We start from the raw sequence: 19,731 nt of genomic DNA on the forward strand, positions 1-19,731 counted from the left end.
ATAAGAAGTAAAAAAATAAAAGATGACATTTAAAGATTTAAACATAAAATCATTCACAAATAAGGCAGCAACGTTTTCGGCACCCTTCCCTTCGGGGAAGTCCCGATGGCTATCGGGAGGGGTGGGGATTTTGTTTCTTTTACTCTCCCAATTTTCGTTTGCGCAAAAGAAAGAGCAAATAGGCACAGAAACTGTGAATGTTGTAAAACCATATACGCCAAAAATTTCGGACGCTTTCAAAGTCAAAGAAATTCCGGAACTGGATGAGGAAGGAAATGCTAAAAAAGAAACCATAAAATACACAATTTTCTCTTTTCCGGTAGCTTCAACTTTTACACCATCCAAAGGAAAAGCGGAAGGAGTAGAGAAAGAAAAACAAGCACATTTGTTTAAAAATTACGCCACTTTTGGTGTTGGGAATTACGGAACCTTTATTGGGGAATTATTCGTAAATCATGATATTAATAATACGGATTATGTTGGCGGGATGTTTCGTCATCATTCGTCTGAAGGCGGAATCAAAAGTGTGAAATTAGAAGATCGTTTTTATGATACATCGATTGACTTGATGTATGGTTCCAATCAAAAAGACGTGTCGTGGAATCTGGATTTAGGGTATCAAAACCAAATTTATAATTGGTACGGATTGCCTGCTAATTTTGATAGTACTTTGATTAACGGAATTAATCCTCAGCAAACTTACGGCACGATATCTTTAGGCGGAAATGTAGCGTTTAACGAAAGTATTTTAAACAAAGCAAGTCTTAAATACAATCATTTTTCGGATGCTTCCGGATCTTCTGAAAATCGATTTTATGCAAAACCGACTGTGGAATTTGATGTAATGGAAAGTGCTGTGAAAACGAATATAATTGTTGATTATGTTGGTGGTAGTTTCAAGAAAAATTATTCAAATACCAATACAGAGCGTGTAAAATATGGTTTTACAAATTTTGGAATTGTTCCCAGTTTTGTAATGCAGGAAGATGATTGGACGTTGAATATCGGAGCTGGTTTGTTTTATAGTTTGGATAATGAAAAGAGCAATAATAAATTTTTAGTGTATCCGCAGTTCAATGCTTCTTACAAAGTTGTTGGTGATTTAATGATATTCTATGCTGGAGCCGAAGGAAATTTGGAACAAAATTCCTATATGGATTTTGTTAATGAAAATCCGTTTTTATCACCAACATTGAATATTGCGCCAACAGACAAACAGTATGATGTTTTTGCCGGATTAAAAGGAAAGTTGACTAATAATGTGAGTTATAATGTTAAAGCTTCGTATGTAAACGAAAGAAATAAAGCCTTGTTTAGAAGCAATGATTATGATGAAAATAGGAGTGACGATGATTATGCGTATGGAAATTCCTTTCAAGTGGTCTATGATGATATGAGAACATTGAGTTTTTACGGAGAACTAAAAGCTGATTTTTCTGAAGATGTGTCTTTTGGTATCAACGGAACTTTCAATAGTTATACCAATGATTTTCAGCAAGAAGCGTGGAATTTGCCAACAATAAAAATAAATTCAAATCTTGATTTTAATATAACGGAGAAATGGTTTGCTTGTGCAAATGTGTTTTACGTAGGCGAGCGAAAAGATTTTCAGGTAAATACTGACTTTGCGGCTAATTCTGCTCCTGTAACTTTAAAATCTTATTTTGATGTAAATGCAAATGTTGGATTCAAATACAGCGACCGATTGACTGCTTTTGCAAGAGCCAATAATATTACTAATAAAGCCTATGAAAAATGGCTGAATTATCAAGTTCAGGGTTTTCAGGTGATTCTGGGAGTGAACTATAAATTTGATTTTTAAATATTTATTGAAACGCTGACAGGGTTTTAAACCCTGTCAGCGTTGTGAACCTACTTATGACTTTCAAACAAAAAATACATACCCATTATCTGCAATTAGTTCAGGATCGAATCGATGTTTTCAAAGACATGATTGTGGCACTTACCGAAGATTCGAAGAACGATGCCAAAGGTTCTGCCGGAGACAAACACGAAACCGCTTTGTCAATGATGCACCTTGAGCAAGAGAAACTCAATCGTAAATTGAGAGAAGTAATGGATCAAAAAACAGTTTTGGATAAAATTGATGCTACTGCAATTGCCGAAACTATCATTGTGGGGAGTTTAGTAAAAGCTAACGGAATCTATTTATATCTGAGTGTGGCACTTCCAAAAATTAGTATCGAAGGTATCAATATTATCGCACTATCACCACAATCCCCTTTGGGAAATAAATTAATGGGAAATGAGGTGGGATTTACTTTTGAGATTAACGGGACGAAGTATTTGGTGGAGAATATTGAATAAAAAAATCCATTTGGACATTAAGGAGGTTATTATAAAAATCTTTTCCAAATTTCTTTCCTAAAAACTGCAAATCGACCACCTTTAACCGAAGTAGCAGGTTAGTAATATCGGTTTCTTTTATTGTGTTCGTCAACTTTTTTTTGAATTTCATCCAGGGTCCCTCTTTTATTTACGAAAAAGTAAGCCAAAATAATTGTTGTAAATTGCAATAGCATTAAAGGTGAGGTTCTAACCATAACAAAAGTAAAAATAACTGCAATAAAGGTGATAAGATTTAATCTTAATCGACTAACATAACCTATGAAAGTAATCAACAGAAATAATGCGACTTGAAAAATTAAAATTTTCATAATAAAGTAGATGTTAAGTTTCAGTATAAAAACAAATTTCGCTCAGACTTTAAGGAGTGGGGTTAATGAAAAATCATTTATCCTCTTTTTCCAAAAAGGAATCTAAAAATAACTATAACTACAAATCCTAAAAGTGTATAAACTAAAACAGGAGGCATTGAATCTGTTAATTTAGCTAACGAACTTTTATGAATTTCATCCATATCCTTTGCTTGAGGCTGTTGTGACATATCCTGATTTTGATTTATCCTTGCAGTATTCCCGAATTCATCATCAATCGTCTTTTGTCCAGGATCCATCGTCGCATCATCTATATTTCCATATTGTTTATTAATCTCTTCATCAAGAGAATCAGAAATATGTTGAGTTTTTAATTGTTCATTTCGTTCTTCAATGATTTTTAGTTTTAAAGCATTACTTTTATTTGTCGCTGATTGTGCAGAAATAGAAATTGTTATGAATAAGAAAAATAAATTAAAGAGTGATTTCATAATGTTTTGTTTTTATCAATGATATAATCAAGTTTAATGTTTGTTTTAGTTTTACAAGCTAAAGATTTTTTAAGAGGATAATTTAAAATCTGTAGTAAACATAAAAAGTTAGAAAATAATTTCCTTACGGTTTTCCTCATTTGGGCATTTTTTTTGTGCTAATTCAACCAAATGTAATTAAAAATGTATTTAAAAAACATATACGCGCTTCCGAAAATCAATATTATCGCATTATCACCACAATCACCTTTGGGAAATAAATTAATGGGAATGAAAGTAGCGCATACTTTCGAAATCAATACTACAAAATACACTATAGAAGACATTTTATAAGCTTCTTCTTTCTAAATATTCATTTATAATTCACCGTTGTTCGGGTTTCTTTTTTTATATTAGCTCAACTAAACTGTCTATTATGAAACGAGTTATACTTCTTTTTGCTTTATTTTTATTGATTTCCTGTGATCAAAAAAATAAGATTTCGGTTGATACTATTATTACAGATGCAACTATTTACTCGGTCAATAACTCCTTTGAGAAGGCTTCGGCTATGGCGATCGATAAGGGGAAAATTGTGGCTATTGGTACCAATGGTGAAATTACCAAAAAATATGAATCTAAGAATACGATAGAAGCCGAAGGAAAATTCATTTATCCGGGTTTGATTGACGCGCATTGCCATTTTTATAGCTATGGATTAAGTTTGCAAGAAGCGGATTTACGCGGGACCAAAGGTATGGATGAAATAATTACACGTTTAAAGGCTTTTCAAAAAGATAAAAATCCAACGTTTATTGTTGGGAATGGTTGGGATCAAAACGATTGGAAAGTAAAAGAGTATCCTACAAAAGCAGAATTAGATGCTGTGTTTCCTGATATTCCTGTGGTATTGAATAGAGTAGACGGGCATGCGATAATCGCTAACAGTAAAGCGTTGAAATTAGCGGGAATTACAAAAGACACGAAAGCTGTTGGCGGTCAGATTGAAATGGCTAATGGTGAACCAACTGGGATTTTAATAGATAATCCGATGGAATTAGTCTCTAAAATAATTCCGAAACCAACCCGTAAAATACAAATTGCCGCTTTGTTGGATGCCGAAAAAGTAATGTTTGATTACGGATTGACAACTGTAAATGATGCGGGATTAGATCCAGATATTATTCATTTAATTGACAGTTTGCAAAAAGCAAAAGTTTTGAAGCTTAACGTATATGCTATGATTACGGCAAGCCAAAAAAATATTGATTTATATCTTAAAAAAGGAATTTATAAAACAGATAACCTAAATGTACGTTCTTTTAAAATGTATGGAGATGGCGCTTTGGGTTCCCGAGGTGCTTGCATGCACAAACCATATTCTGACATGCCAGAACAATATGGTGCTTTGTTGTCTTCTGTTTCGGAATTAAAAGCGGTTGCAAAACAAATTGCGGCTTCGAATTTTCAATTGAATTCGCATGCTATTGGCGATTCGGCAAATACAGTTATACTTAAAATATACGGCGAAGTTCTAGCAGGTACAAAAGACCGAAGATGGAAAATTGAGCACGCCCAGGTTTTGCGGGAACAAGATTTTGATTATTTCAAATTTGGGATAATTCCTTCTGTACAACCTACACATGCCACATCCGATATGTATTGGGCTGCTGATAGATTGGGGAAAAGAAGACTGAAAAATGCGTATGCTTATAAAAAATTACTTCAAAAAGCGAGGATGGTAGCTTTAGGAACGGACTTTCCTGTAGAAGAAGTGAATCCGATGCTGACCTTTCATGCAGCCGTAGCCAGAAAAGACAGTAAGGGATATCCAAAAGATGGTTTTCAAATGGAAAATGCTTTAACCAGAGCTGAAACTTTAAGAGGAATGACCATCTGGGCTGCTTATTCTAATTTCGAAGAGAAAGAAAAAGGAAGTCTAGAAGTAGGTAAATGGGCTGATTTTGTAATGTACGATCAGGATTTAATGAAAGTGGAAGAAAATAAAATGGTAAAAATGAAACCAATAAACACCTATTTAAAAGGCAACAAAGTGAAATAAATGAATTGTCAGCCTTTGATAATTTACAAGTGTAATCGAATGTTTTAATTTTTGGGTGTTTGAATTACGTTTTTACTGTAAAAATCAATTTTTGATTTTAAATTATAACTGAATAGTGTGTTTGTGTTTTGTATTTGTAACTGGTATCGCATCTTTGCCTTATCAAAATAAACAAAACATTTAAAATATATAGTTATGTGCGGAATATTAGCCATTATAGGAAAAGGAAAAGATGAAGAGTTAGTAAAAACACTTTCAAAAAGAATGTCACATCGTGGCCCGGATGAAAGTGATTTACACGTAACAGAAAACGGACATATCTTAAGTCATGAACGTTTGTCTATCATCGATTTGCATTCAGGAAGACAACCAATTCAAGGAACTTCAACTGCCTGGATGGTTCATAATGGCGAAGTTTACAATCATCAGGAATTAAGGGATGGTATTTTGAAAGGACATACTTTTAGAACTAAATCCGATTCAGAAGTTATTGTGCATTTGTACGAAGAGTTTGGTTACGATTTTTGCAACATGTTGGATGGAGACTGGGCTTTTGTGGTAGTTGATGGTGATGATTTTATTGCCGGTAGAGACCCAATGGGAGTGAAGCCGTTGTATTATGGTTTGGACGAAAGAGGAAGAATTTATTTCTCCTCTGAAATGAAACCTATTGCAGATCAATGTAAAACATTCTCTACATTTCCTCCAGGACATTTTTATACTCAAAAAACAGGTTTTGTAAAATATTACAAACCGGAATACGAAGACTACTTAAAAGCAGATCAGGATTTAGACTTGGATTTAATCAGAGAGACTTTGACGGAAGCGACCCGTAAAAGATTAATGAGTGATGTGCCAATTGGAGTATTGCTTTCAGGAGGATTAGATTCTTCATTGACATCAGCAATTGCTTCTAGATTATTGGCGGAAAGCGGTAAAAAATTACATTCGTTCTCTATTGGTTTAGATGCTGATGCTCCGGATGCTGCAGCAGCCAGAAAAGTGGCAGAGTATTTAGGAACAGAGCATCATGAAATCCACTTTACAATAGAAGAAGGGATTAAAATCTTGGATAAATTGATTTGGCATTTAGAAACCTATGATGTGACTTCAGTAAGAGCAAGTACTCCAATGTATTTCTTGTCTAAAGCGATCACTGATATGGGAATAAAAGTGGTGCTTTCCGGTGAAGGAGCCGATGAGATTTTTGGAGGGTATTTGTATTTTAGAAATGCACCTTCAACAGAGGATTTCCAAAAAGAAACCATCGAAAGAGTTCAAAAATTATTTACTGCCGATTTATTAAGAGCAGATAAATCGACTATGGCTCATGGATTAGAGGCTAGAGTTCCGTTTTTAGACAAAGCTTTCTTAGATATGGCAGTTCGTATCAAAGCAGAAGAAAAGATGCCTAAAACGTACGATGGAAAAGAAAAATATATTTTAAGAAAAGCATTTGATACTCCGGACAATCCTTATCTTCCTGCAGAGGTTTTATGGAGACAAAAAGAACAGTTCTCTGATGGAGTAGGATACAACTGGATCGATCAATTGATTGAGTATTGTTCTTCTCAAGTTACGGATGAACAATTAGCGGGAGCTGCAGGAGAGTTTCCATACAATGCGCCAACGACTAAAGAAGCGTACTTTTACAGATCTATATTTAACAAATATTATCCGCAAGTAAGTGCAGCGCAAACGGTTAGAAAGTGGATTCCGAAATGGCAAGAAAACCAAGATCCAAGCGGAAGAGCTAATGCGGCACACGTTCAGGCAGATACCGAAATTGCTAAAACTGGAGTTACGGTTTAAAAAAAAATCAATAGCATTGGCAATAGCAATGTCAAAAAATCAATTTAAAAATAATAATAATTTCAAGGACAGATTAAATTTGAATTAGTTAGCAAATTTCCCGAAGCGGCATTTTTAATGTTGTTTTTGGGATTTTGTTTTTTATGACTGTCCGTTTAATGCCAATGTATTTGATTTTGTCATTTCGACGAAGGAGAAACCACATAACGAGAGCAACTAATGAGATTTCTCCTTCGTCGAAATGACAAAACAGTTAAATTTTATTCATAAGATGTAGCTTGGCACAAGTAATTGACAAGCATATTAATTTAAATTTTCAAGACGGCATGTAAATGTTTGTTTTGAAAATTTGTTTTTTATAACAGGTTTCGTTTTAGAATTTAGATTTTTTTTGGAATTTGTTGTTTTTATTGAAATTGATTTTTGTCATTGCCATTGATATTGCTATTGATATTGCTATTGATTTTTCTAACAATATGTTAATAACTTAACTGCTTAAAAATTGATTTTAACGGTTATATAATTTGCGTTTTTATATATTTGCGTGTTAGACAAAAATTACATTTTTTTAGAATAAAATATATGAGCGAAGAAATCAAGAAGGACAATTATTCAGCGGATAGTATTCAGGCATTAGAAGGAATGGAGCACGTAAGAATGCGTCCATCGATGTATATTGGAGATGTGGGTGTTCGAGGACTACATCATTTAGTTTATGAGGTTGTAGATAACTCTATCGATGAGGCAATGGGAGGCCATTGTGATACCATAATAGTTGACATAAATGAAGATGGATCTGTTTCTGTAGAAGATAACGGACGTGGTATTCCAGTTGGAATTCATAAAAAAGAAGGAGTTTCGGCATTGGAGGTTGTAATGACCAAGATTGGAGCTGGAGGAAAATTTGATAAAGATTCCTATAAAGTTTCTGGAGGACTTCACGGTGTTGGGGTTTCTGTAGTAAATGCTTTATCCAATCATTTGAGAGCTACCGTTCATAGTAGTGATGGAAAAGTGTACGAGCAAGAGTATGAAAAAGGAAAGGCGTTGTATCCGGTTAAGCAAATTGGAGAAACGTCTAAGAGAGGAACAATCGTTACTTTTTATCCGGATCCAAGCATATTTACGCAAACAATAGAGTATTCTTATGATACTTTGTCAGCACGTATGCGTGAATTGTCATACTTGAATAAAGGAATTACAATTACTTTTACGGATAAAAGAGAATTAGATAAAGACGGAAATTTTGTTTCTGAAATCTTTCATTCTGATGAAGGTTTAAAAGAATACATCCGTTACTTAGATGGAAACCGTGAGCCAATTATTGCACACGTAATTTCTATGGATCATGAAAAAGGAGAAATTCCAGTTGAGGTTGCATTAATTTATAACACAAGTTACACCGAGAATATTTTCTCTTATGTAAATAATATCAATACGCACGAAGGAGGAACGCACTTGCAAGGTTTCAGAACTGGTTTGACCAGATCATTAAAGAAATATGCAGATGCTTCTGGAATGTTAGATAAGCTGAAGTTTGATATTTCAGGGGATGACTTCCGTGAAGGATTGACAGCTATTATTTCGGTAAAAGTTGCTGAACCACAATTTGAAGGACAAACCAAAACTAAACTGGGGAACAGAGAAGTTGTTTCGCCGGTGAGTCAAGCGGTGAGTGAAATGATTGAGAATTATTTGGAAGAAAATCCAAATGATGCCCGTATCATTGTTCAAAAAGTAATTCTTGCAGCGCAGGCTCGTCACGCGGCTAAAAAAGCGCGTGAAATGGTACAACGCAAAACCGTAATGGGTGGCGGTGGATTGCCAGGAAAACTATCGGATTGCTCGGAACAAGATCCAGCAAAATGCGAAGTATATCTTGTCGAGGGAGATTCGGCAGGTGGAACTGCAAAACAAGGTCGTGATCGTGCATTTCAAGCTATTTTGCCATTACGTGGTAAGATTTTGAACGTAGAAAAAGCAATGCATCACAAAGTTTTTGAAAACGAAGAGATTCGAAATATTTTTACGGCACTTGGTGTTACAATTGGTACAGAAGAAGATAGCAAAGCGTTGAATATTTCAAAACTGCGTTATCATAAAGTAATTATTATGTGTGATGCCGATGTCGATGGTAGTCACATTTCTACTTTAATCTTGACGTTCTTCTTTAGATTTATGAAAGAATTAATCGAAGAAGGTCACGTATATATTGCCGCACCGCCTTTATATTTAGTTAAAAAAGGAAACAAGAAAGAATATGCTTGGAATGACGTACAGCGTGATCAAGCGAATGAAAGAATGGGTGGAAGCGCAGGAATTCAACGTTATAAAGGTCTTGGGGAGATGAATGCTGAGCAATTATGGGAAACTACAATGGATCCAAGTTTCAGAACGTTGCGTCAGGTGACTATTGACAGTTTGGCGGAAGCCGACAGAGTTTTTTCTATGTTAATGGGAGATGAGGTACCGCCAAGAAGAGAATTCATTGAGAAGAATGCAGTTTATGCAAATATTGACGCGTAAGCGTAGTTTCATCGTTTGTTTTTTGTTCGAATAAATTACGATTGACTATAATAGAGAATAACCAAATTAACTAATAACCGAATAAACTTTAAAATATGAAAGTTACCATTGTAGGAGCAGGAAATGTAGGTGCGACCTGTGCAGATGTAATTTCTTATAGAGGAATTGCCAGCGAAGTAGTATTGTTAGATATCAGAGAGGGTTTTGCCGAAGGTAAAGCTTTGGATATTATGCAATGCGCTACCAATACGGGTTTTAATACCAAAGTATCAGGCGTTACCAATGATTATTCTAAAACCGCAGGAAGTGATGTAGTTGTTATTACATCAGGAATTCCAAGAAAACCAGGAATGACTCGTGAAGAATTGATAGGTATTAATGCAGGAATCGTAAAATCGGTTGCTGAAAATGTATTGAAACATTCACCGGATACTATTATAGTGGTAGTTTCTAATCCTATGGATACCATGACTTATTTGGCGTTGAAATCTACAGGTTTGCCAAAAAATAGAATTATTGGTATGGGAGGAGCGCTGGATAGTTCTCGTTTCAGAACGTATTTATCTTTGGCTTTGGATAAACCAGCCAATGATATATCAGCAATGGTGATAGGCGGACATGGCGATACTACTATGATTCCTTTAACAAGATTGGCTTCTTATAATGGAATTCCGGTTTCTCAATTTCTATCGGAAGAAGAATTGCAAAAAGTTGCTGCAGATACTATGGTAGGTGGAGCTACACTTACGGGACTTTTAGGAACGTCGGCTTGGTATGCTCCGGGAGCTTCAGTTGCTTTCTTGGTAGACAGTATTTTGAATGACCAAAAGAAAATGATTGCTTGTTCTGTATTTGTCGAAGGAGAATACGGTCAAAATGATATCTGTATTGGTGTTCCTTGTATCATTGGTAAAAATGGAGTGGAAGAAATTCTGGACATTAAACTAAATGATCAAGAAAAAGCCTTATTTGCTAAAAGTGCTGATGCTGTTAGACAAATGAATGATGCCTTAAAATCGATTTTAGCATAAAAAATTACATATATAATAAAGAAGACTGCACTTTTGCAGTCTTTTTCTTGAGATTAATTAATAAATAAATTGGTTAATCTTAACGTTAATTATATATTTGCTCGGTTTAAAAAAATGATGTAGTTCGGGATGTTCTTTTTTGAATTAAAAAAATCGATGTCAAGTCTTATTCTATAAGGTTTAAAGCAAAAATAAATAAATAAAAAATAATTAATTTTTAGTAATAATGCAGAATAAAGGACTTATTAAATTTTTCGCAATTCTATTTGCATTGGTAAGTATTTACCAACTTTCTTTCACTTTTGTCGCAAGCAAAGTAAAAAGTGATGCAAAATCTTTTGCAGGTGGAAATCCTGAAAAAGAAGTAAAATATTTGGATTCTATTGGTAAAGAGAAAGTATTTAATCTTGGATTTACCGATTTTACGTTCAATGAAGTTAGTGACAAACAAATCAATAAAGGTCTTGACTTAGAAGGTGGTATCAATGTGATACTTCAAATATCTGTTAAAGACATTTTAAAAGGATTATCGAATAATTCTAAAAACCCAGTTTTCAATAAGTCTTTGGCGGATGCTACTGCAGATTTACAAGGGAATAAATCGTATTTAGATAAGTTTTTTGATGCTTTTGAAGCAAATTCAAAAGGAACTGTAAAATTAGCTTCTCCTGATATTTTCGCAAACAGAAGTTTGCAAGGAGAAGGTGGAGTTGATTTTCAAATGACGGATGCACAAGTAAAAAAGGTTATCTCCAGAAAAGTAGATGAGTCTGTCGAAAGTGCTTTTGGAGTTTTAAGAAAACGTATCGATCAATTTGGTGTAACGCAACCTAATATTCAAAAATTAGGAAATTCAGGTCAGATTCTTGTTGAACTTCCTGGCGCAAAAGATGTAGATCGTGCTAAAAAATTATTATCAAGCACAGCTCAATTGCAGTTTTGGGAAACGTACAAAATTGAAGAAATAGGTAACTTTTTAATGGCTGCTAATGAGTCATTGAAAAAAACTGAAATCAAAATTACTGAAGTAAAACCAGTTGTGAAAGATTCTTTAAGTGCTTTACTTACGGATACTAAAGATTCAACTGCTACTAAAAAAGGAGAAAATCCTTTATTTGATAAAATTATTGGTCAAGGTGGAGGTCCAGTTTTAGGGCTTTTCTCTCCAAAAGATACTGCCGTAGTAAACGGATATTTGAAAAGAGCTGATATTAGAGTTTTATTAGCAGGTGACCAACGTTATGCAAAATTTGTTTGGGGTAAACCAATGACAATCAAAGATGCTAAAGCAAAAGATATTGATGCTGTAGAATTATACGCTTTAAAAGGAAACAGAGACAATGTGCCTTCAATGAGTGGTGGTGTGGTTACGGATGCAAGCGATACATTCGATCAATCAGGTAAACCAGCTGTTTCTATGCAAATGAATGGTCAAGGTGCAAAAGCTTGGGAAGAATTAACGGGTAGAGCGTATACTCAAAAAAGTAATATTGCTATTGTTTTGGATGATGTGGTTTATTCTGCACCGGGAGTTTCTACTGGTCCAATTTCAGGTGGTAGATCTGAAATTTCAGGAGCTTTTGATATTACAGAAACTAAAGATTTAGCGAATGTGTTAAGAGCAGGTAAACTTCCTGCTGCTGCGGATATTGTTCAATCAGATGTGGTAGGGCCATCCTTAGGTCAAGAAGCAATTGATAATGGTACTAACTCCGCTTTGATAGGATTGCTTTTAGTATCACTTTGGATGATGATCTATTATGGTAAAGCAGGTTGGTATGCAAATCTTGCATTAGCGGTTAACTTACTTTTCTTGTTCGGAATTTTAGCAAGTCTTGGAGCAGTGTTAACATTGCCAGGTATTGCCGGTATCGTTTTAACAATGGGAACAGCTGTTGATGCGAATATCATTATTTATGAAAGAGCAAAAGAAGAATTGCGTGCTGGTAAAACTCTGGAAGAAGCTATTAAAACTTCATACAGTTGGAGAGGTGCGATGTCATCAATTACTGATGCTAACGTAACGCATATTTTAACTGGAGCTGTATTGTTTATTTTTGGTTCAGGACCAATTAAAGGTTTTGCTACTACATTATTGATTGGTATCGTAACTTCATTGTTTACCTCTATTTTTATTGCAAGAATCTTTATTGATTGGAATATAAGCAAAAAGAATAATTTGACGTTTGTTACAAATTTCTCTAAGAATATGTTTAACAATTTCCATTTTGATTTCTTAGGTGTAAAAAAATGGACGTATTTATTCTCAAGTATAGTAGTTGTTATAAGTGTTATCTCTTTAGCAACAAACGGACTTGATGAAGGTGTGGATTTTGTTGGAGGAAGAACATTTCAAGTGCGTTTCGAAAAACCAATCGAAACTGAAACAGTGAAAGCTGAATTGACTAAAGTGTTTGGTAGTGCCGAAGCTAAAATAGTTGGTAAAGACAATCAATTAAAAATCACAACAAAATACAAAGTTCATGAGCCAGGAATTAAAGCTGATGAAGAAGTGAATAAATTGTTGTATGCTACTTTAAAACAGCATTTTTCAGCAGATATGACTTATGATAAATTTGTAAATTCTTATGATGGTAAAAAATTAGGAATTCTACAAGCTTCAAAAGTAGGTCCAACTGTAGCACAAGACATTAAAACTAATGCGTATTGGGCGGTACTTGGAGCGATGGCTATCGTGTTTTTATACTTGATGATCAGTTACAGAAAATGGCAATATAGTTTAGGAGCTATTGCAGCTATTGCACATGATGTTATTTTTGTATTAGGGATTTACTCATTATGCTATAAATTCATGCCTTTTGGTATGGAAATCGACCAGCACTTTATCGCTGCGATTCTAACGGTTATTGGGTATTCTATGAATGATACCGTAATTGTATTTGACAGGGTTCGTGAATTCTTGGCAGGTAAAACTAAAGGTTCTTTTGCTGAAATTGTAAATCAATCTATTAATACAACGATGTCAAGAACAATTAATACTTCATTGACAATGATTGTGGTATTGTTGATTATGTTTGTTTTTGGAGGTGAATCTATCAGAGGATTTATATTTGCTATGTTGGTTGGTATCATTGTAGGAACGTATTCTTCATTGTTTATTGCAACACCAGTACTTGTGGATACTATCTCTAAAGAAGATAAAAATAGGGTTGAAAAACAACACCAAGAAAGTTAAAAAAAAATAGTTTTATAATTTTTAAAAAGAGATTCAACGAAAGTTGGATCTCTTTTTTTTTAGTTCATATTGTTAATTTGGTTTTTTATTATTAATTTAATGGTATAATTCGAGAAACGTAATAGCTTTAAAATAATATTTTATGTATAAAAATGTTTTTTATTTTAACAGTTGTCTTTAGTTTTATGACGTTTTATGCTCAAGATAAAACGAATAGAATTAGGTTTTAATTATGGTTTTGGAGGTGAATTAAAGAATGACGATTATACGTACTCTAATAGTTATTATAAATTGCACTTATAGTATGCACTAAAAAAACAAAGCGTTTTAGATATGAGATTTTGTTGCAGTCGGAACTAAATTTTGCAATGCACCAACTTTTGAATTCCAATTTTGTGCAACCTGATGATCCCAATTACATTGAAAAACGGGAAAGATATGCCAAGTTAAAAGATATAAAAGAATATGTTTTGAATGTTGGTTTTTTGATGAGAAAACCAATTTTTAAAAAGGCTAGTGTTTATGTTTTGGGAAGTATTGGACCTATGATTATTGATACGGAGACAGAGCGATTATCAAAAGGTTTTGCTTTTTCTAACGTAGTAGCTTTAGGATTTACTTTTAAATTAAACAAAATTGCATTTGATGTCAGACCCAATTTTAGTCATGTGTCTAATGCTGGATTACAAAGATTAAATTCAGGGTATAATACTAAAAATATTGATTTTGGTTTTTCATTTTCTTTATAGAATGACGATTCTGTTTTTCTATATCCTTTATAATCAGTTACTATCTCTAAAGATATATTAATTGAAACTTTATAGTATCAAAGTATAAAATTTATATATTTACTAAATATTTGTTAAAACAGTCTTTTAGATAAAATTAAAAACTAGTAACAATGGAAAAATATATCAAGTCTTTCGCCTTTGTTTGTTTTGTTAATTTGTTACTTGGCTCCAGTATTTTTGGTCAAACTGCTCCGCCAACTCCAAATCCTCAATACTTATATTATTGTCTGAATGATAATGCTCTCCCTTTATCTGCAACGCCTTCTGGAGGAGGTACGTTAAGATGGTATACCACAGCTACTGGAGGAGTATTTTCTACTACTGCTCCAACACCATCAACAGCCACTGCTGCAACTGGGAGTAGCGTCCTTACTTATTATGTAACCCAGATTATAGGAGGGGTTGAGAGTACTCCTCGAACCCCTATATATGTTTATGTTGACCAAAAATTAGATTTATTCTGTGTAAGAGGAACAAATTCTATTAAATTTGATTTTGCCAATACTGGACAATCAAGTTTTACTTATAGTTACACTATAGATGGTGGGTTTCCTATTACAGGAACGCATATAGCTCCTTCGAACTTTACAGTTGCAGGTTTGAATGAGGGGCAAACCGTGACGTTTACCCTTACAGCTGTAGGCGCAAAGCCTTGTGTAACTCCTGAAACAGAAATTTGCACGACAACATGTTCTCCAGCTAATATTAAAACACCTAATTTCCCAGCCATACCTCCCTTTTGTTCAGGAACTGCTGCACCTCTATTGACTAATACTTCCCCAAATGGAATTACAGGAACTTGGTCACCAGCATTAATAAACAATACAACCAGCGGGAGTTATGTATTTACTCCAAATCCAACTTTATTTCCCTGTGCTACAACACAAACTTTGAATGTTACGGTTAGACCATTGGTTACCCCAACTTTCACAGGTATTCCAGCTACTGTTTGTCAAAATGCGACTGCGCCAATCTTGCCAACAAGTTCTTCAAACGCAACACCAATAACCGGTACTTGGAGTCCGGCGACGGTTGATACGGCTGTTTTGGGACCTGCTAATTATACTTTTACCCCAAATCTGGGACAATGTGTTTCAAGCCCTACAACAACAATAACGATTACTGTTAACCCCAATATAACGCCAACTTTTACACAGGTTCCACCTATTTGTTCCGGTGCAGTCCTTTCGGCTTTGCCTACTACTTCTAATAATAACTTTAGAGGGACTTGGTCTCCGGCATTGAATAATACGGCTACCACAACCTATACTTTTACGCCAACAGCGGGGCAATGTACTACAACGACTACTATGACCATTACAGTTACGCCAAATGGTACTCCGACATTTAATGCGATTTCTCCAATTTGTACAGGTACGCCTTTGGCTCCTTTGCCTACAACTTCTAATAATAACTATACAGGTTCTTGGTCTCCGGCCTTAAATAATACGGCTACTACAACCTATACCTTTGCGCCTGATGCAGGTCAATGTGCCACTACGGCTACTTTGACGATTACGGTAAATCCTTTGCGAACACCGGTTTTTAACACTGTTCCAACTACTGTTTGTGAGAATGCTCCCCCGCTGGTTCTACCAACGAGTTCTTCGAATATTCCCGCAATAACGGGAGCATGGAGTCCGCCAGCTGTTGATACCTCGATTTTAGGGGCAAGTGACTATACTTTTACTCCTGATGCAGGGCAATGTGCTGCAACAATTACAAAATCAATTACTGTGGCTCCTTCGAATACGCTTGTTGACGTGAATTGGACAGTTACGGAAGCATTTGCCAAAAATCAAATAGTCACGATTAATGCTACGGCAGCTGGAGATTATTTGTATCAATTAGATGATGGGCCGTTTCAAGAAAGTCCAGTTTTTGAATATGTTTCTTTAGGAACTCATTCCATTACGGTTCAAGACAAAAATGGTTGTAGTCTTCCAATAACAAGAAATAATGTTTTAGTAGTGAATTATCCTAAATTTTTCACACCTAACAGTGATGGATATAATGATACTTGGAACATTTTTGCTTTACAAGATCAATCCAGTTCTAAAATTCTAATATTTGATCGTTATGGGAAATTTTTAAAAGAAATTTTTCCAAATGGTTCAGGTTGGGATGGAACGTATATCGGACAGCCAATGCCGGCAAATGATTATTGGTTCAGTATTGAATACACGGAACAAGATATTCCCAAGAAATTCAAATCTCATTTTTCATTAAAAAGATAAAAACAAAAAAGCTTCCTGAATTGGGAAGCTTTTTTGTTTTTATTAAGTAATGTTATATTTTAATAGGCTTTTCTGCAGTAAAAATAAAATACAGTCCAATTAAAATAAAAGGAATGCTTAGCCATTGCCCCGTAGAAAATAATCCCAAAGCACTCTCAAAACCGCCTTGACTTTCCTTAACGGATTCCACTACAAAACGTACAGAAAATAACAGAACTAGAAACATACCGAATATATATCCTGTTTTATTTCGTTTTTCAGTTTTCCAATACAAGAAAAATAAAATTGCAAAGACAAAAATGTAGCAAAATGCTTCGTACAATTGAGTAGGATGTCTTACCGGAACCTGCTCGAGTAAAGATGCAAATTTAGGATCAGTTGCGATAGCAGTATAGGCATCTTTAGGGTTGGCTATTTGTGTAGCGTTAACAGCATCCATTGGACTGAAATGATCTTTGATGAATTTTATTCCAAAAGGTGATGTGGTTTCATAACCTATAATTTCTGAATTTAAAAAATTTCCTAATCTCACAAAAATAGCACCGCTGGCTACGGGAATTACCACTCTGTCTAAAATCCACATTTGGGGTCTTTTAAGTACATTTTTACTGTAAAAATACATGGCAATTATAATAGAAATGGCCGCACCATGACTTGCTAAACCTTGATAGCCGGTAAATTCAAAATTTGGAGAAAAGCGGAAAGGTAAAATGATTTCCAATAAATGATTGCGGTAATATTCCCAATCATAAAAGAAAACGTGTCCTAAACGTGCACCAATCAAAGTGGCAAGTACAGTCCAGATGAACAAAGAATCTAATTTCTCTATGGATTCTCCTTCACGTTCAAATATGTTTTTCATAATGTACCAGCCTAATCCAAAAGCAATTACAAACATTAAGCTGTAATATCTAATTACAAAAAAGCCTAAATCGATTCCTTCTGATGGATTCCAAACTATGTTTAAAGCGTGTGTCATTTAGTGTTAAATTTGTTTATTAGCCGTAAAAATAAAGATTTAAAGTAAAATTTCGTATTTAAAAAAAGTTAATGTTTGTGATTACACACTTTTTTGGGAACAGGATCATAACCGGTTTTTCCCCAAGGATGGCAACTTAAAATACGTTTCATTCCTAAAAAACCACCATAAAACAAACCATGGGTTTGTAATGCTTCAATCATATAGGAAGAACAAGTAGGTTCAAATCGACAAGCTGCAGGAGTAAAAGGAGAAATAGCAACTTGATAAAACCGAACCAATAGCAAAAATGGGTAAATAATTATTTTTGACAACATGACTTTAGTATTAGAATTTAAAACTTCACTTTTGTTAATCAAAATTATTTTACGGTATTAATCTGCAACTTGATATTAGGAAACTAAATACTAAAAGTAGTTCCTTCTTTTCCATCTTTCAACTGAATTCCTAATGCAATCAATTGATCTCTGATTTGGTCTGATAATGCAAAATTCTTATTGTCGCGGGCTTGTTTTCTCATTTCAATAAGCATGTTTACCGTCCCTTCTAATTTGTCATTACTGCTATCAGAAACTTTTTCGTCTTCCAGTCCTAGAACATCAAAAACGAAACTGTGCATTGCTTTTTCGAAAGATTTTAAATCTTCGGCATTCAAGGTTTCTTTTCCGTCTTTCAATAAATTGATAAATCGAACGCCTTCAAACAACTGTGCAATTAAAATTGGAGTGTTAAAATCGTCATTCATCGCATCATAACATAATTGTTTCCATGCCGGAATATCAATCGTGCTTTTTGTGCCTGCAACACTATCTTTTAACGAATTCATGGCTTCCATCAATCGTTTGTATCCTTTTTCGGCAGCGACAATTGCATCATCAGAAAAATCAAGAATGCTTCTGTAATGCGCTTGTAACATAAAAAATCGGGCTACCGATGCTGAAAAGGCTTTACTTAGAATAGTGTTTTCTCCAGTCAATATCTCTCTTGGTAAAATATTATTACCAGTAGATTTTGCCATTTTTTTACCATTTAAAGTCAGCATGTTGGCATGCATCCAGTAATTAACAGGAGTTTGTCCGGTACACGCTTCATTTTGAGCAATTTCACATTCATGATGCGGGAATTTCAAATCCATTCCGCCTCCGTGAATATCAAAATGATTACCTAAATATTTTGTACTCATTGCGGTACATTCAAGATGCCAGCCTGGAAATCCATCGCTCCATGGCGAAGGCCAACGCATAATGTGCTGTGGTTCGGCTTTTTTCCAAAGCGCAAAATCTTGTGAATTTCTCTTGTCACTTTGACCGTCAAGATCGCGGGTGTTGGCAAGCATATCCTCAATATTTCGACCGCTTAATCTACCGTAATGATTGGTTTCGTTGAACTTTACTACATCAAAATAAACCGATCCATTGGCTTCATAGCCAATTCCTTTGTCAATAATGGTTTTGATAATTTCAATTTGTTCAATGATATGTCCCGTAGCTGTAGGTTCTATACTTGGCGGTAAAAAATTAAATTCATTCAAAATATCATGAAAATCTACCGTATAGCGCTGCACCACTTCCATGGGTTCCAGTTGCTCTAAACGCGCTTTTTTTGCAATTTTATCCTCACCTTCATCCACATCATCTACAATATGTCCCACATCAGTAATGTTTCGAACATAACGAACCTTGAAATCCAAATGCAAAAAATACCTGAAAATCACGTCAAAGGACATGAATGTTCGCACATTTCCAAGATGCACATTGCTATAAACCGTAGGTCCGCAAACGTACATTCCAACATTCCCTTCGTGAATAGGTGTGAAAATTTCTTTTTCTCCCGAAAGAGAATTGTATATTTTTAGATTTTGGCTACTGTATAATGGCATTTTGTGTTTTTTTATTTGTCATTGCGAGGAACGTGGCAATCAGGAGCTTATTCCTGCTTTACGTTACAAT

14 protein-coding genes are annotated in these 19,731 nt (G+C 34.6%); 10 read left to right on the forward strand and 4 right to left on the reverse strand.

Annotated features, from left to right (window positions below; genetic code table 11):
- Positions 1–22 precede the first annotated feature (22 nt).
- Together ACNQGX_RS12170 and ACNQGX_RS12175 are read left to right on the forward strand one after the other, a co-directional pair.
- Positions 23–1,822, forward strand: a complete 1,800-nt coding sequence (locus tag ACNQGX_RS12170; protein ID WP_417976593.1) for a porin family protein — start codon at positions 23–25, stop codon at positions 1,820–1,822.
- Between the two features lie 56 nt (positions 1,823–1,878).
- The gene (locus ACNQGX_RS12175) at positions 1,879–2,328 is read left to right on the forward strand and encodes a hypothetical protein (RefSeq protein ID WP_417976595.1); all 450 of its coding nucleotides are present in this window, start codon (positions 1,879–1,881) and stop codon (positions 2,326–2,328) included.
- 427 nt (positions 2,329–2,755) lie between these two features.
- Here ACNQGX_RS12175 and ACNQGX_RS12180 read toward each other — a convergent pair whose 3' ends face one another.
- Positions 2,756–3,169, reverse strand: a complete 414-nt coding sequence (locus tag ACNQGX_RS12180; RefSeq protein WP_417976597.1) for a hypothetical protein — start codon at positions 3,167–3,169, stop codon at positions 2,756–2,758.
- 183 nt (positions 3,170–3,352) lie between these two features.
- Between ACNQGX_RS12180 and ACNQGX_RS12185 the strand changes: the two genes are divergently transcribed.
- The 8 genes from ACNQGX_RS12185 to ACNQGX_RS12220 all read left to right on the forward strand — a co-directional run bounded on the left by ACNQGX_RS12185 (position 3,353) and on the right by ACNQGX_RS12220 (position 16,803).
- Positions 3,353–3,502 (forward strand): hypothetical protein, encoded by a 150-nt coding sequence (locus ACNQGX_RS12185; protein ID WP_417976599.1) that lies wholly within the window; start codon positions 3,353–3,355, stop codon positions 3,500–3,502.
- 82 nt (positions 3,503–3,584) lie between these two features.
- Entirely contained in the window at positions 3,585–5,210 is a 1,626-nt protein-coding gene (locus ACNQGX_RS12190; protein ID WP_417976601.1) for an amidohydrolase, read from the forward strand.
- Between the two features lie 195 nt (positions 5,211–5,405).
- Positions 5,406–7,022, forward strand: coding sequence for an asparagine synthase B (gene asnB / locus ACNQGX_RS12195; protein ID WP_417976603.1), 1,617 nt, complete (start codon positions 5,406–5,408; stop codon positions 7,020–7,022).
- A gap of 582 nt (positions 7,023–7,604) precedes the next feature.
- Positions 7,605–9,548 carry a DNA topoisomerase (ATP-hydrolyzing) subunit B gene (gyrB, locus tag ACNQGX_RS12200; RefSeq protein ID WP_417976605.1) on the forward strand — a complete coding sequence of 648 codons (1,944 nt, stop codon included), beginning with the start codon at positions 7,605–7,607 and terminating at the stop codon, positions 9,546–9,548.
- Between the two features lie 95 nt (positions 9,549–9,643).
- Positions 9,644–10,579, forward strand: a complete 936-nt coding sequence (mdh, locus tag ACNQGX_RS12205; RefSeq protein ID WP_131917053.1) for a malate dehydrogenase — start codon at positions 9,644–9,646, stop codon at positions 10,577–10,579.
- A gap of 226 nt (positions 10,580–10,805) precedes the next feature.
- Positions 10,806–13,775: a protein translocase subunit SecDF gene (gene secDF / locus ACNQGX_RS12210; protein WP_417976607.1), complete on the forward strand. Its 2,970-nt coding sequence runs from the start codon at positions 10,806–10,808 to the stop codon at positions 13,773–13,775.
- 380 nt (positions 13,776–14,155) lie between these two features.
- The gene (locus ACNQGX_RS12215; RefSeq protein ID WP_417976608.1) at positions 14,156–14,524 is read left to right on the forward strand and encodes an acyloxyacyl hydrolase; all 369 of its coding nucleotides are present in this window, start codon (positions 14,156–14,158) and stop codon (positions 14,522–14,524) included.
- A gap of 152 nt (positions 14,525–14,676) precedes the next feature.
- Positions 14,677–16,803 (forward strand): T9SS type B sorting domain-containing protein, encoded by a 2,127-nt coding sequence (locus tag ACNQGX_RS12220; RefSeq protein ID WP_417976610.1) that lies wholly within the window; start codon positions 14,677–14,679, stop codon positions 16,801–16,803.
- Positions 16,804–16,855: 52 nt separating this feature from the next.
- Here ACNQGX_RS12220 and lgt read toward each other — a convergent pair whose 3' ends face one another.
- The 3 genes from lgt to cysS form a co-directional block, all read right to left on the reverse strand.
- Positions 16,856–17,782 (reverse strand): prolipoprotein diacylglyceryl transferase, encoded by a 927-nt coding sequence (gene lgt / locus ACNQGX_RS12225; protein WP_417976612.1) that lies wholly within the window; start codon positions 17,780–17,782, stop codon positions 16,856–16,858.
- A gap of 68 nt (positions 17,783–17,850) precedes the next feature.
- Positions 17,851–18,099, reverse strand: coding sequence for a membrane protein insertion efficiency factor YidD (gene yidD, locus ACNQGX_RS12230; RefSeq protein ID WP_282727229.1), 249 nt, complete (start codon positions 18,097–18,099; stop codon positions 17,851–17,853).
- 83 nt (positions 18,100–18,182) lie between these two features.
- Positions 18,183–19,661: a cysteine--tRNA ligase gene (cysS, locus tag ACNQGX_RS12235; RefSeq protein ID WP_417976615.1), complete on the reverse strand. Its 1,479-nt coding sequence runs from the start codon at positions 19,659–19,661 to the stop codon at positions 18,183–18,185.
- Positions 19,662–19,731 lie beyond the last annotated feature (70 nt).

It is taken from the genome of Flavobacterium glycogeni (assembly GCF_048286775.1).
GTDB lineage: Bacteria > Bacteroidota > Bacteroidia > Flavobacteriales > Flavobacteriaceae > Flavobacterium.

Bases quoted from the DNA above. Each gene is read 5' to 3' on its own strand.
- ACNQGX_RS12170 (WP_417976593.1), top strand. From the start codon at position 23: ATGACATTTAAAGATTTAAACATAAAATCATTCACAAATAAGGCAGCA.
- ACNQGX_RS12175 (WP_417976595.1), top strand. From the start codon at position 1,879: ATGACTTTCAAACAAAAAATACATACCCATTATCTGCAATTAGTTCAG.
- ACNQGX_RS12180 (WP_417976597.1), bottom strand. From the start codon at position 3,169: ATGAAATCACTCTTTAATTTATTTTTCTTATTCATAACAATTTCTATT.
- ACNQGX_RS12185 (WP_417976599.1), top strand. From the start codon at position 3,353: ATGTATTTAAAAAACATATACGCGCTTCCGAAAATCAATATTATCGCA.
- ACNQGX_RS12190 (WP_417976601.1), top strand. From the start codon at position 3,585: ATGAAACGAGTTATACTTCTTTTTGCTTTATTTTTATTGATTTCCTGT.
- asnB (WP_417976603.1), top strand. From the start codon at position 5,406: ATGTGCGGAATATTAGCCATTATAGGAAAAGGAAAAGATGAAGAGTTA.
- gyrB (WP_417976605.1), top strand. From the start codon at position 7,605: ATGAGCGAAGAAATCAAGAAGGACAATTATTCAGCGGATAGTATTCAG.
- mdh (WP_131917053.1), top strand. From the start codon at position 9,644: ATGAAAGTTACCATTGTAGGAGCAGGAAATGTAGGTGCGACCTGTGCA.
- secDF (WP_417976607.1), top strand. From the start codon at position 10,806: ATGCAGAATAAAGGACTTATTAAATTTTTCGCAATTCTATTTGCATTG.
- ACNQGX_RS12220 (WP_417976610.1), top strand. From the start codon at position 14,677: ATGGAAAAATATATCAAGTCTTTCGCCTTTGTTTGTTTTGTTAATTTG.
- lgt (WP_417976612.1), bottom strand. From the start codon at position 17,782: ATGACACACGCTTTAAACATAGTTTGGAATCCATCAGAAGGAATCGAT.
- yidD (WP_282727229.1), bottom strand. From the start codon at position 18,099: ATGTTGTCAAAAATAATTATTTACCCATTTTTGCTATTGGTTCGGTTT.
- cysS (WP_417976615.1), bottom strand. From the start codon at position 19,661: ATGCCATTATACAGTAGCCAAAATCTAAAAATATACAATTCTCTTTCG.